The sequence below is a fragment of the Leifsonia sp. L25 genome (assembly GCF_050632895.1).
The window spans coordinates 24,264-37,493 of record NZ_JBODRZ010000005.1; the positions used below are offsets into that span (position 1 = coordinate 24,264).

Genomic DNA, 13,230 nt, shown 5'->3' on the forward strand with positions numbered 1-13,230 from the left:
CTAGACGACGACGTCCAAGATACGGTCGGCCACCGACAGCTTGCTCCCCGAGGCCTCCATCACTATATCGCCGCCCCTGCGGAGGACCACGACCTCGTTGCTCTCCGTTGCGAAGCCCTGCTCCCAGCCGACCTGGTTGAGGACGAGGAAGTCGCTGCCCTTGGCGGCCAGCTTGGTGCGGCCCAGCTCGATGAGCGTCGAGGGGTCCGCCTCGGTCTCGGCGGCGAAGCCGACGACGACCTGGCCCTCGCGCTTGGCGGCCGAGAGGCCGGCGAGGATGTCCGGGTTGGCGACCAGTTCGAGCGTGAGGGTCTGGCCCGCCTCGGACTTCTTGATCTTGGAGTCGCGCATGACGGCGGGCCGGTAGTCGGCGACGGCGGCCGTCATCACGACCACATCGGCCGAGCGCGCGGCCTCGGTGACGGCCTCCTGCAGCTCCAGCGCGGTCTGCACCTCGATGAGCTCGACGCCCTCGGGCGGCTCGACCTCCAGGTGCGCGGCGATCAGGACGACCTCGGCGCCGCGGGCCTGCGCCGCCGCAGCGACGGCGACGCCCTGCCGGCCGCTCGACCGGTTGCCGAGGAATCGCACCGGGTCCAGCGGCTCCCGGGTGCCGCCGGCGGTGACGACGACGCGCTTGCCCGCGAGGTCGACGCCCCCACGCGGCCGGCGCGAGGCCTCGTTGGCGCGGCGGCGCTCGGAGAGCACCACGACATCGGCGACGGGCTCCGGCACGGCGGACACCGCCAGGCGCGGCGAGATGCCGGCGGCGCGCAGCGCGGCGCGCACGATCACCTCCGGCTCCTCCATGCGGCCCGGGCCGGAGTCGGCGCCGGTGAGCTGTCCAGAGGCCGGGCCGACGACGGTGACGCCGCGGCTGCGCAGCGTGGCCACGTTGGCGACCGTCGCGGGGTTGCGCCACATCTCGGTGTGCATCGCCGGGGCGACCACGAGCGGAGCGGTCGAGGCCAGGACGGTGTTGCCGAGCAGGTCGTCCGCGATGCCGGCGGCGAGTTTCGCCAGGGTGTTCGCGGTCGCCGGGGCGATGACGATGAGGTCGGCGGACTGGCCGATGGCCACGTGCCGCACCTCGGCGACACCCTCGTAGAGGTCGGTCGCGACGGGGTTGCGGCTGATCGCCTCGAGCGTCGGACGGCCGACGAACCGCAGCGCGGCCTCCGTCGCCACGACGTGCACCGAGTGCCCTTCCAGCACCAGTGCGCGGATGACCCCGACAGCCTTGTACGCGGCGATGCCGCCGGTCACTCCGACGACGACGGTCAATCGTGGGCTCACGGCGGCATCTCCTCCAGCCAGCGGGACACGGTCCCGGCTGTGGTCGTTCTCTTGCGCTCGGTCTGCGGCTCTCTGTCTGCCGGAAGGGCCCGGAGGTTACTCCGCGGCCAGCGGCTTGATGACGAGCTTGTCCTCGTTGATCTCGTGCAGTGCGACCGAGAGGGGCTTGTCGTCGACCGAGGAGTCGACCAGCGGGCCGACGTTGTCGAACAGGCTGCCCTCGTGCAGGTCGGCGTAGTAGTCGTTGATCTGGCGTGCACGCTTGGAGGCGAAGATGACCAGCGCGTACTTGGACTCGACCCGGGCGAGGAGTTCGTCGATGGGCGGGTCGATGATGCCTTTGTTGGTGGTTGCCATTGCGGTAACCCTCTCTGTTGTGCTTCCGGGGCTCGCGGTGTCGAGACGCGGAGAAACTGCGGTAAAGCGCCGGGCGTGACGCGACGATCGTGATCCTACGGGCGCGACGGCGCCGCACGGACCTTCATCAAGTCTACGACCTCCCGGGCGGCGTCAGCGACCGTGTGGTTGACCACACGGTAGTCGAACTCGTCCTGAGCGGCCAGTTCCACCTTGGCGGTCTCCAGCCGGCGCTGCTGCTCGGCGGCCTCCTCGGTGCCGCGGCCGATCAGGCGCCTGACCAGCTCGTCCCAGGTCGGCGGAAGCAGGAAGATCAGCCGCGCCTCCGGCATGGACTCGCGGACCTGGCGGGCGCCCTGGAGGTCGATCTCCAGCAGTACGCTCTTGCCCTGCTCCAGCGCCGCCTCGATCGGTCCGCGCGGCGTGCCGTAACGGTACGCGTTGTGCACGGTGGCGTGCTCCAGGAGCTCGCCGGCCTCGATCATCCGGTCGAACTCGGCGTCGTCGACGAAGTAGTAGTTGACGCCGTCGACCTCGCCGGGGCGCGGTGCGCGCGTGGTGGCGGAGACCGAGAGCAGCACATCCGGGTAGTTCTCGCGGATGTAGGTGGAGACCGTGCCTTTGCCGACCGCGGTCGGGCCGGCCAGCACGACGAGCTGATTGCGGCGGCGACCCGCGCGGTTCTCGCGCTCGATCAGGTACTCGCGGAGCTTCAGGCGCTGGTGCCTGCCGAGGCCGCCGAGCCGTTTGGCCGGCGAGATGGCGAGCCGCTGCAAGGCTTCCTGCATCTTCGTGGTCCCGATCGCGGGAACGCTCAGCAGGAACTCGGTGACCCGCAGCCGGCCCTCCACACCGTCGGGCGCGGCGGTCGCGCGGTCGAGGACGACCAGGGGCGAGACCTCCCGAGAGGCGATGGCGCTCTTGACGGCGGCACGCGCGCGGCGGGCCGCGACGGCGGCCGCCGACGCGGCGGTCCGGTCGACCTCCGGCGGGGCGGGGCGGCGGGAGGCGGTGGTCGGCTCAGCCATGGCTGGCACGCACCTCCTCGGCGCGGCGGCCGATGGCCTCGGCGAGGCCGTCCGGCCCTGCGGCCAGCAGCCCGCGGGACTCGCTCACGATCACCCCGGGCGCGAAGGCTCCGAACAGGCGGTCGACGTCCTCGACGCGGGCGCCCTGGTGGCCGAACCCGGGCGCGAGCACGGGGACGGCCGGGGCGGCGGTCGCGGTGTCGATCCCGTACTCCCCCAGCGCGACGGTGGCGCCGAGCACCAGACCGACTGTGCCGAAGGGATGCGGAGGCTGCTCCTGGTTGAACGCGTGCACGTCTTCGATGATCGCACGGGCGACCGTCATCCCGGCACGGGGGCCGTCGGCGACGACCGCCTGCTGGATGGCCGCGGCCTCCGGGTTGGAGGTCGCCGCGAGCACGAACAGGCCCTTGCCTGCCGACTCGGCGAGGCGCATCGGCTCCGCGATCGAGCCGACGCCCTGGAAGGCGGCGATCGTCATGGCGTCGGCCTCCAGCGGCGAGCCCGGGGTCAGCCACGCCTCGGCGTAGGCCGCGACGCTCGTGCCGATGTCGCCGCGCTTCGCGTCGGCGATCACCAGCAGCCCGGCGTCGCGCGCCGCGCGGACGACGTCCTCCAGCGCCGCGTACCCCGCGGATCCGTAGCGCTCGAAGAAGGCCACCTGCGGTTTCACGATCCCGGCGCGTCCCGCCGCGGCCTCCACCACGCGCAGGCCGAACGCACGCACGCCGGCGGCAGAGGCCTCCAGGCCCCAGTCCGCCAGCAGGTGCGCGTGCGGGTCGATGCCGACGCACAGGCGCCCCTGCGCACCGAACGCCGCGGCCAGCCGGTCGCCGAACGACGCCGACGCCGAGGAGGTCGAACTGAGCTCCGTCACGCCCGTGCGGCCCTCTGCAGTGCGTACTCCTGCAGCGACGTCACCTCGAAGCCCTCGCGCACCGCGTCGAGCGACGCGACGGCGGCGCTCAGCTCGGCGATCGTGGTGAACAGCGGCTTGTCGCCGGCCACCGCGGCGGCGCGGATCTCGTACCCGTCGGCGCGGGCGGACCGGCCGCTCGGGGTGTTGATGACGACATCCACCTCGTTGCGCGTGATGAGCCCGACGACCGAGTCCTCCTCCGGCGCCTCGCTGAACTTGCGCACGATGCGCGCGGCGATGCCGTTGCGGTTCAGCACCTCGGCGGTGCCCTCGGTGGCGACGATGTCGTAGCCGAGCTGCTTCAGGCGCAGCACCGGGAGCACGATCGCGCGCTTGTCGCGGTCGGACACCGAGACGAACACGGTGCCCTCCAGCGGCATGCCGCCGTAGGCCGCGGCCTGGCTCTTCGCGAACGCGGTCGGGAAGTCGCGGTCGATGCCCATGACCTCGCCGGTCGAGCGCATCTCCGGGCCGAGCACCGAGTCGACGATCTTGCCCTCGCGGGTGCGGAACCGCTTGAACGGCAGCACGGCCTCTTTGACGGCGACCGGCGAGTCCATCGGGATGACCGAACCGTCGGCCTCCGGCAGCAGGCCCTCCTCGATCAGGCCGGTGACGGTGTCGCCGACCATGATCCGGGAGGCGGCCTTGGCGAGCGGGATGCCGAGCGCCTTGGAGACGAACGGGACGGTGCGCGACGCCCGCGGGTTGGCCTCCAGCACGTAGAGCACTCCGGCGCCGATCGCGAACTGCACGTTCAGCAGTCCGCGGACGCCGATGCCCTCGGCGATCTTCAGCGTCGCCTCGCGCACCCGGTCGATCTCGCGGCGACCCAGCGTGATCGGCGGCAGGGTGCAGCTCGAGTCGCCGGAGTGGATGCCGGCTTCCTCGATGTGCTCCATGACGCCGCCGATGTAGAGCCGCTCGCCGTCGTACAGGGCGTCCACGTCGATCTCGATCGCGTCGTCCAGGAACCGGTCGACCAGCAGCGGGTGCGACGGGCCGACGATGCCCTGGCCCGCGACGCGCTCGAAGTAGTCCGCGAGGGAGGCGGTGTCGTAGACGATCTCCATGCCGCGACCGCCGAGCACGAAGCTGGGGCGGACCAGGACCGGGTAGCCGATCTGCTCCGCGGCGTGCGCGGCGCTCGGGAAGTCGATCGCCGTGGCGTTCTTCGGGGCCAGCAGCCCCGCGCTCTCGAGGATCCCGGCGAACAGGCCGCGCTCCTCCGCCAGGTCGATGGCCTCCGGCGTGGTGCCGAGGATCGGGACGCCGGCCGCCTCCAGGCCCTTCGCGAGGCCGAGGGCGGTCTGGCCGCCGAGCTGCACGACGACGCCGACCAGCTCGCCGGACTGCGACTCGGCGTGGATGACCTCCAGCACGTCCTCGAGCGTCAGCGGCTCGAAGTACAGGCGGTCGGAGGTGTCGTAGTCGGTCGAGACCGTCTCCGGGTTGCAGTTGATCATGATCGTCTCGAACCCGGCGTCGTGCAGCGCGAACGACGCGTGCACGCAGGAGTAGTCGAACTCGACGCCCTGGCCGATGCGGTTCGGGCCGGAGCCGAGGATGACGACCTTGCGGCTGTCGTTCGCCACGACCTCCGTCTCCTCGTCGTAGCTCGAGTAGTGGTACGGCGTGAGCGCGGGGAACTCGCCTGCACAGGTGTCGACCGTCTTGTAGACCGGGCGCACGCCGAGGATGTGCCGCACCTCGCGGACGTCGGCCTCGCCGAAGCCGCGCAGCTCGCCGATCTGGGCGTCGGAGAAGCCGTGGTCCTTGGCGTAGCGGAGCGTGTCGGTGTCGAGGGTCTCGGCGTCGCGGAGCTGCTCGGCGACCTCGTTGATGAGGACGATCTGGTCGATGAACCAGGGGTCGATCTTGGTGGCCTCGAAGACCTGCTCGGGCGTCGCTCCGAGGCGGAGCGCCTGCTGCACGTCGACGATCCGGCCGTCGGTCGGGGTCGCGATCGACTCCAGCAGCTCCTCCACGGTGCGGGACTCGTGGCCCCAGTGGAAGGACGAGCCGCGCTTCTCCAGCGAGCGGAGCGCCTTCTGCAGCGCGCTCGTGAAGCTGCGGCCGATCGCCATCGCCTCGCCCACCGACTTCATGGTGGTGGTCAGGGTCGGGTCGGCGGCCGGGAACTTCTCGAATGCGAACCGCGGCACCTTCACCACGACGTAGTCGAGCGTGGGCTCGAAGCTCGCCGGGGTCACCTGCGTGATGTCGTTGGGGATCTCGTCCAGCCGGTAGCCGATGGCGAGCTTCGCGGCGATCTTGGCGATCGGGAAGCCGGTGGCCTTCGACGCCAGCGCCGACGAGCGCGAGACGCGCGGGTTCATCTCGATGACGATGATCCGGCCGTTCTCCGGGTTCACAGCGAACTGGATGTTGCAGCCGCCGGTGTCGACGCCCACCGCGCGGATGATGTCGATGCCGATGTCGCGCAGCTTCTGGTACTCGCGGTCGGTCAGCGTCAGCGCGGGCGCGACCGTGATCGAGTCGCCGGTGTGCACGCCGACCGGGTCGACGTTCTCGATCGAGCAGACGACCACCGTGTTGTCGGAGGTGTCGCGCATCAGCTCGAGCTCGTACTCCTTCCAGCCGAGGATGGACTCCTCCAGCAGCACCTCGCTGGTCGGGCTCTGGTGGATGCCGTCGCCGGCGATGCGGCGCAGGTCCTCCGGTGTGTAGGCGAAGCCCGAGCCGAGGCCGCCCATCGTGAACGACGGACGGACGACGAGCGGGTAGCCGAGGTCCTCGGCGAACTCCAGTGCCTCCTCGACGGTGTGGGCGATGTGCGACCGCGCCACCTCCGCGCCGGCCTCGACCACGAGGTCCTTGAAGATCTGGCGGTCCTCGCCCTTCCGGATGGCCTCGAACTTGGCGCCGATCAGCTCGACGCCGTACTTCTCCAGGATGCCGTGCTCGTGGAGCTGCATGGCCGCGTTGAGCGCGGTCTGGCCGCCGAGGGTCGGCAGGATCGCGTCCGGCTTCTCCTTGGCGATGATGGTCTCGATGACCTCCCAGGTGATCGGCTCGACGTAGGTGGCGTCGGCGAAGTCCGGGTCGGTCATGATGGTGGCCGGGTTGGAGTTCACCAGGATGACGCGGACGCCCTCCTGCTTGAGCACGCGGCAGGCCTGGGTGCCGGAGTAATCGAATTCGCAGGCCTGGCCGATGACGATCGGGCCGGACCCGATGACCAGGACGGAGTGGATGTCGTCGCGCTTGGGCATCAGTCGGTGCCTTCCTGGTTCTGGTCGTTCTGAGAACCGGCCTCGCGCTTGTGAATCATCTCAAGGAACCGGTCGAAGAGGTAGTTGGCGTCGTGCGGGCCTGCCGCCGCCTCCGGGTGGTACTGCACGCTGAAGGCGTCGATGTCGAGGCAGTTCAGGCCCTCCACGACGTTGTCGTTGAGGCTGAAGTGGCTGACCTCCACCTGGCCGAAGCCGGCCGGCGAGTCGAAGGTGGCGTCGATCGGCGCCTTGACCGCGAAGCCGTGGTTCTGAGCGGTGATCTCCACGCGGCCCGTGCGCTTGTCGAGCACCGGCTGGTTGATCCCGCGGTGGCCGAACGGCAGCTTGTACGTGGTGAGGCCGAGCGCACGGCCCAGGAGCTGGTTGCCGAAGCAGATGCCGAAGTACGGCAGCCCGGCGCGCAGCGTCTCCTGCAGGAGCTCGACGTGCTTGTCGGAGGCCCTCGGGTCTCCCGGGCCGTTCGAGAAGAACAGCGCGGACGGGTTGAGGCTGAGGACGTGCTCCGCGGTGACCTGCTGCGGGAGGACGTGGACGTCGAGCCCGCGCGCCGCGAGGTTCTCGAGCGTGGACTTCTTGACGCCCAGGTCGAGGACCGCGACCGACCCGACGCGCTCGCCGACCGCCGGCACCGTGTAGGGCTCGACGGTGGAGACCTCGGCCGAGAGGTTGCGGCCCGACATCTTCGCGCCGGACAGCACGAGTTCGAGCTGCTCGGAGTCGCTCAGCCCGAAGTCCTCGCCGGAGAAGATCCCGGCGCGCATGGCGCCCGCCGAGCGGATGTGCCGGGTGACGGCGCGGGTGTCGATCCCGCTGATGCCCACGACGCGCTGCTCGACGAGGTCGTCGTCGAGGCTGCGCTGGGCGCGGAAGTTCGAGACGACCCGGCTGGGGTCGCGGACGACGAAGCCGTCCACCCAGATCCGGCGGGACTCCATGTCCTCGTCGTTCATGCCGGTGTTGCCGATGTGCGGCGCCGTCATGAGGACGATCTGGCCCGCGTAGGACGGGTCGGTCAGGGTCTCCTGGTAGCCGGTCATGCCGGTGGCGAAGACCGCCTCGCCGAGCGTCCGCCCGCGGGCGCCGTAGGCCCGGCCCACGTAGCGCTTCCCGTCTTCGAGGACGAGCACGGCAGGTTCTGCTGCGGTCACGTCACACCTCGCTTTCATCAGTACTGAGGGGCGTCGAACCGCCCGGGAGGATGTCTTCGACGGCCGCGGTCAGCAGACCGCGCCCGGCCGGGTCCACGACCCGGAAGAAGCTGTCGGCGGCCGCGCCGCCGCTGGTGTTCCAGCCGAGCCGGAGCAGGCCATCCCGCTCCACGACCCGGTCGATCGTGACCGTGGCCGCGCCGACGCCGGTGAGGGCCGCCGCAGGGATGAACACCGGCTGCTCCCCGGTGACCCGGAGCAGCACGCCGTCGGCGGAGACCTCCACCGTGCCGCGGCCGCGGTAGGACAACCCCGGCAGCGCCAGGCGCTCCAGCGACTCGCCGGCCTTGGTGGTGGCGACGTAGAGCACCTCGGAGAACGCGGTCACCGCCGCTGCGGTCTCGGGCGCCGGGTAGCCGCCGCCCGCCGGGGCGTCGCGTCGCACGCGGCGGCGCCAGCCCACGAGGGCGAGCGCCAGCACGACGATGACGACGAGGAGGATGCCGATGGTCGGCAGGAGCTTATCCACGGGCCGCCTCCAGGTCCTCGACCACCGTGCCGTCGAGCACGGTCGCGTAGCCGCGGTGGAAGGTCGCCACCACGCGGCCCGGCAGCGTCATCGACAGGTAGGGCGAGTTGACGCCCTTCCCCGCGAGGTCGCCGGTCGAGAACTCCCGCGAGGCGGCCGGGTCGTAGAGGAACAGCTCGGCCGGCGCGCCGGTCTCCAGCGGGAGACCGTGGCCGTCCAGCCGGCCGATCCGGGCCGGCGCGGCCGCGAGCACGCGGGCGATGTCGGTCCAGCCGAGGAGGCCGTTGTCGACCACCGAGGCCTGCACGACCGAGAGCGCGGACTCGAGGCCGACCATGCCGAAGGCCGCGGCGTCCCACTCGCAGTCCTTGGACTCCACCGGGTGCGGGGCGTGGTCGGTCGCGACGATGTCGATCGTCCCGTCCGCGAGGCCGGCGCGCAGCGCCTCCACGTCCTCCGCCCGGCGCAGCGGCGGATTCACCTTGTAGCGGGCGTCGTAGCCGGCGGCGAGCTCCTCGGTCAGCAGCAGGTGGTGCGGCGTCACCTCGGCCGTGACGTCGACGCCGCGCGCCTTCGCCCAGCGGATGACGTCGACCGAGCCGGCGGTCGAGACGTGGCAGACGTGCAGCCGGGAGCCGACGTGCTCGGCGAGGAGCACGTCCCGGGCGATGATCGACTCCTCGGCGACCGCCGGCCAGCCCGTCAGGCCCAGCTCGCCGGACAGCGCGCCTTCGTTCATCTGGGCGCCCTCGGTGAGCCGTGGCTCCTGCGCGTGCTGGGCGATCACGCCGCCGAACGCCTTGACGTACTCCAGCGCGCGGCGCATCAGCAGCGGGTCGGAGACGCACTTGCCGTCGTCGGAGAAGACCCGCACCTTCGCGCGCGAGTCGGCCATCGCGCCGAGCTCGGCGAGCCGCTCCCCCGCCAGGCCGACGGTCACGGCGCCGATCGGCTGAACGGTCGCGTAGCCCGCGGCCTCGCCCAGCCGGAGCACCTGCTCCACGACGCCGGCGGTGTCGGCGACCGGGGAGGTGTTCGCCATCGGGAAGACCGCCGTGAAGCCTCCTGCCGCGGCCGCGCGCGTTCCGGTGAGGACGGTCTCGCTCTGCTCGTAACCGGGCTCGCGCAGGTGGGTGTGGAGGTCGACCAGGCCGGGAAGGGCGATCAGGCCGTCCGCGTCGATCACGGTCGCTCCGGCGCTGCTCGCGTCATTGCCCGTGCCGGCGATCCGCCCATCGGCGAGCAGGAGATCGGTACGCGTGCCGTCGGCCAGAGTCGCGCCGCGGATCAGGAACCTCTGCGTCGGGCTCTCACTCATCGCACACCACCATCGTTCGTCGTCTGCCCATCGTTCGTGTGGGAACTGTTGTCGCCTCCGGAGAGCAGCAGGTACAGTGCGGCCATTCGCACGGACACTCCGTTGGCGACCTGCTCCCGCACCGTCGACCGCGGCGAGTCGGCGGCGGCCGCCGAGATCTCCAGCCCGCGGTTCATCGGTCCCGGGTGCATCACAATGCTATCGGCCTCGAGCCGGCCCAGCCGTTCGTCGTCCAGCCCCCAGCGCCGCGCGTACTCGCGCTCGGACGGGAAGTAGGCCGCGTGCATCCGCTCGCCCTGGATGCGGAGCATCATCACCACGTCCGGGCCGGCGTCGATCGCCGCGTCCAGGTCGTACCCGATCGCGGCCGGCCAGCCCGACACGTCGACCGGCAGCAGGGTGGGCGGCGCGACCAGCGTCACCTTCGCGCCGAGGGTCTGCAGCAGCCAGACGTTGGAGCGGGCGACCCGGGAGTGCAGGATGTCGCCGACGATCGTCACCGTCACGCCGTCGAGGTCGTGTCCGCGCGACGAGCGGCCGTGCAGACGCCTGCGCATCGTGAAGGCGTCGAGCAGGGCCTGGGTCGGGTGCTCGTGGGTGCCGTCGCCGGCGTTGAGCACGCCCGCGTCGATCCAGCCGCTGGTCGCGAGGGTCTGCGGGGCGCCGGAGGCGCTGTGCCGTACGACGACCGCGTCCGCGCCCATCGCTGCGAGCGTCTGCGCGGTGTCCTTCAGGCTTTCGCCCTTGGAGACGCTGGAGCCCTTGGCGGAGAAGTTGATGACGTCCGCCGAGAGCCGTTTCGCCGCCGCCTCGAACGAGATGCGCGTGCGGGTGGAGTCCTCGAAGAACAGGTTGACCACTGTCTTGCCACGCAGGGTCGGCAGCTTCTTGACCTCGCGGTCCTGCACGTCGGCCATGTCCTCGGCGACGTCGAGCAGCGTGATCGCGTCGTCGCGCGACAGCGTCTTGGTGCTGAGCAGGTGCCTCATGCGCGCGCTCCCTCCTCTGCGGTGCTCCCGGCCGGCTCCGCAATGGTCACGGACTCCTCGCCGTCGACCTCCGCCAGCCGGACGAAGATCCGCTCCGAGGCCGCAGACGGCAGGTTCTTGCCGACGAAGTCCGCCCGGATCGGCAGCTCGCGGTGCCCGCGGTCGACCAGGACGGCCAGTCGCACGGCCCGCGGCCTCCCCAGGTCGCTGAGCGCGTCGAGCGCCGCGCGGATGGTACGGCCCGAGAAGAGCACATCGTCCACCAGCACGACGGTGCGACCGTCGATCGAGCCCGGCAGCGAGGTCGGCTGCGGCGCCCGCGTGGGATGCCGCGACAGGTCGTCGCGGTACATCGTCACATCGAGGGCGCCGACGATGTCGTCGGGCGACGCGACCGAGTCCGGCTCGATCCGCTGGATGTTCTCGGCGATCCGGCGGGCGAGCACGACGCCGCGCGTGGGGATCCCCAGGATCACCAGGTCGTTCGTTCCCCGGTTGGACTCAAGGATCTCGTGCGAGATCCGAGTCAACGCCCGGGCGATGTCAGCCTGTTGCAGCACGGTGCGCGCTGTCATGCCGACCTCCTTCCCCGCCTCACAGGACGGCTGTTAAAGGATGCCAATTGGGTCGAGCCTAGCAGGCTCGGCGCCGGTCACCGGCCGAGGAAGCTCGCGAACTCCTTCATGTCGCTGATCGAGCCGGTGTACTGCTTGCCGTCCACCAGGACGGTAGGCGTGCCCTGGATATTGTCGAGCACCTTCTTGCCGTCGACGGTGATCGGGCCGCTCTGCGAGTGCGCCGTGTTCGCCTGCGCCCAGGCCTGATACGGCCCGCTGCGGTCGATGCACCCGGAGATGTCGGTGATGCCGTGGTCCGTCGCGAGCTTGGCGAGCTGCTTGTCGGTCAGGCCGCTGGAGTTCTCCTCCGGCTGGTCCGCGAACAGCGCCTGGTAGTAGTCGAGCGTGCGCTCCGGGTCGTGCACGGCCACGCAGACCAGCGCCGCCGAGGCACGGGTGGAATAGCCGGTGCCGTTCGACGCGCGATCCAGGAACGTCAGCGGATGCAGCCGGAGCGTGATCGAGCCGTCCTTCACCGCATTCGCGAGGGTCGCGCCGTTCGACTTCTCGAACGCACCGCAGACCGGGCACATCGGGTCGAACCAGACGTCGACCTTCTTCGGGCCGGAGCCCGCCGAGACGTAGCCGCCGTCGAAGTTCGCCGCGCCATCGGTTCCGGTCGCCGGCTTGGCCGTCGCGACAGGGACGTTCGAGTTGCCGCCGAGCAGCGAGCACGAGGCGACGCCCGCGGTCACGGCGACCGCGAGCACCGCGGCGGCGACGATCCGGCGGAGCCGGCGCGGTGAGCTCATGCGCGCTGCGGGCGGTTCTGCGCGATCTTCGCCAGCAGCCCGTTCACGAAGCCCGCCGAGTCGTCCGTGGACAGCACGGTCGCGGCCTCCACAGCCTCCGAGATCGCAACGCCGTCCGGCACCTCATCGTTGAAGAGCAGCTCCCAGACGCCGATGCGCAGGATGGCGCGGTCGACGGCGGGCATCCGCGCCAGGGTCCAGCCCTGGGCGTACGTCTCGATCTGCTCGTCGATCTCGTCCTGGTGGTCGATCACGCCGTCCACGATCTCGCGGGCGTACAGCCAGGAGGCCTCACGCGTCGGCTCACTGGCCGCGCGCTCCGCCTCCGCCGCCAGCGCCTGCGGCAGCGTGAGCTGTCGCAGGTCAGCGCTGAACAGCACGTCGAGGGCGCGCTTGCGCGCCTTGGTCCTGGCGCTCACTAGTCGTTGACGCGGCCGAGGTAGTCGCCGGTGCGGGTGTCGACCTTGACCCTGGTGCCGGTCTCCAGGAACAGCGGGACCTGGATCTGGTAGCCGGTCTCCACGGTCGCGGGCTTGGTGCCGCCGGTGGAGCGGTCGCCCTGCAGGCCCGGCTCGGTGTAGGTGATCTCCAGGACGACGGAGGCCGGGAGCTCGACGTAGAGCGGCGAGCCCTCGTGCAGCGCGACGGTCACGTTCTGGTTCTCGAGCATGAAGTTGGCGGAGTCTCCGACGATCGGTCCCGGGATGGTGATCTGGTCGTAGTCGCTGGTGTCCATGAAGACGAAGTCGGCGCCGTCCTGGTACAGATACTGGTAGTCGCGGCGGTCGACGTTAGTGATCTCGATCTTCGCGCCCGCGTTGTAGGTGCGGTCGACCGTCTTGCCGGTCGTGACGTTCTTCAGCTTCGTACGGACGAACGCTCCACCCTTGCCCGGCTTGACGTGCTGGAACTCGATGACGCTCCAGAGCTGTCCGTCGATGTTGAGGACGATGCCGTTCTTGATGTCAGCGGTCGATGCCATGCCAGAGTTCCATTCGCTTTGCGGAAGATTCGGGTGGG

At 70.8% G+C, this 13,230-nt stretch carries 13 protein-coding genes; all 13 read right to left on the bottom strand.

Annotated elements, in window-relative coordinates:
- Positions 1-1,284 (bottom strand): bifunctional phosphopantothenoylcysteine decarboxylase/phosphopantothenate synthase, encoded by a 1,284-nt coding sequence (locus ACRAWC_RS25870; RefSeq protein WP_431350149.1) that lies wholly within the window; start codon positions 1,282-1,284, stop codon positions 1-3.
- A 108-nt stretch (positions 1,285-1,392) separates the two neighbouring features.
- Positions 1,393-1,653: a DNA-directed RNA polymerase subunit omega gene (gene rpoZ / locus ACRAWC_RS25875; RefSeq protein WP_431350047.1), complete on the bottom strand. Its 261-nt coding sequence runs from the start codon at positions 1,651-1,653 to the stop codon at positions 1,393-1,395.
- Positions 1,654-1,748: 95 nt separating this feature from the next.
- Positions 1,749-2,681 carry a guanylate kinase gene (gene gmk, locus ACRAWC_RS25880; protein WP_431350048.1) on the bottom strand — a complete coding sequence of 311 codons (933 nt, stop codon included), beginning with the start codon at positions 2,679-2,681 and terminating at the stop codon, positions 1,749-1,751.
- Complete coding sequence (gene pyrF, locus ACRAWC_RS25885) at positions 2,674-3,507, bottom strand: orotidine-5'-phosphate decarboxylase (protein WP_431350150.1); 834 nt, start codon at positions 3,505-3,507, stop codon at positions 2,674-2,676. The genes gmk and pyrF overlap by 8 nt, the downstream gene beginning before the upstream one ends.
- A 47-nt stretch (positions 3,508-3,554) precedes the next feature.
- Entirely contained in the window at positions 3,555-6,836 is a 3,282-nt protein-coding gene (gene carB, locus ACRAWC_RS25890) for a carbamoyl-phosphate synthase large subunit (RefSeq protein ID WP_431350049.1), read from the bottom strand.
- Positions 6,836-8,023, bottom strand: a complete 1,188-nt coding sequence (carA, locus tag ACRAWC_RS25895; RefSeq protein ID WP_431350050.1) for a glutamine-hydrolyzing carbamoyl-phosphate synthase small subunit — start codon at positions 8,021-8,023, stop codon at positions 6,836-6,838. Before carA ends, carB begins: the two co-directional genes overlap by 1 nt.
- The gene (locus ACRAWC_RS25900; protein ID WP_431350051.1) at positions 8,007-8,534 is read right to left on the bottom strand and encodes a hypothetical protein; all 528 of its coding nucleotides are present in this window, start codon (positions 8,532-8,534) and stop codon (positions 8,007-8,009) included. The genes carA and ACRAWC_RS25900 overlap by 17 nt, the downstream gene beginning before the upstream one ends.
- Positions 8,527-9,852, bottom strand: a complete 1,326-nt coding sequence (locus ACRAWC_RS25905) for a dihydroorotase (RefSeq protein WP_431350052.1) — start codon at positions 9,850-9,852, stop codon at positions 8,527-8,529. The genes ACRAWC_RS25900 and ACRAWC_RS25905 overlap by 8 nt, the downstream gene beginning before the upstream one ends.
- Positions 9,849-10,841, bottom strand: coding sequence for an aspartate carbamoyltransferase catalytic subunit (locus tag ACRAWC_RS25910; protein WP_431350053.1), 993 nt, complete (start codon positions 10,839-10,841; stop codon positions 9,849-9,851). Before ACRAWC_RS25910 ends, ACRAWC_RS25905 begins: the two co-directional genes overlap by 4 nt.
- Positions 10,838-11,416 (bottom strand): bifunctional pyr operon transcriptional regulator/uracil phosphoribosyltransferase PyrR, encoded by a 579-nt coding sequence (gene pyrR, locus ACRAWC_RS25915; protein WP_431350054.1) that lies wholly within the window; start codon positions 11,414-11,416, stop codon positions 10,838-10,840. The genes ACRAWC_RS25910 and pyrR overlap by 4 nt, the downstream gene beginning before the upstream one ends.
- 77 nt (positions 11,417-11,493) lie before the next feature.
- A complete protein-coding gene (locus tag ACRAWC_RS25920; RefSeq protein ID WP_431350055.1) occupies positions 11,494-12,210 on the bottom strand; it encodes a DsbA family protein in 717 nt (238 codons plus the stop codon).
- Positions 12,207-12,629 carry a transcription antitermination factor NusB gene (nusB, locus tag ACRAWC_RS25925; RefSeq protein WP_431350056.1) on the bottom strand — a complete coding sequence of 141 codons (423 nt, stop codon included), beginning with the start codon at positions 12,627-12,629 and terminating at the stop codon, positions 12,207-12,209. Before nusB ends, ACRAWC_RS25920 begins: the two co-directional genes overlap by 4 nt.
- Entirely contained in the window at positions 12,629-13,192 is a 564-nt protein-coding gene (gene efp / locus ACRAWC_RS25930; RefSeq protein ID WP_185277247.1) for an elongation factor P, read from the bottom strand. The genes nusB and efp overlap by 1 nt, the downstream gene beginning before the upstream one ends.
- Positions 13,193-13,230 lie beyond the last annotated feature (38 nt).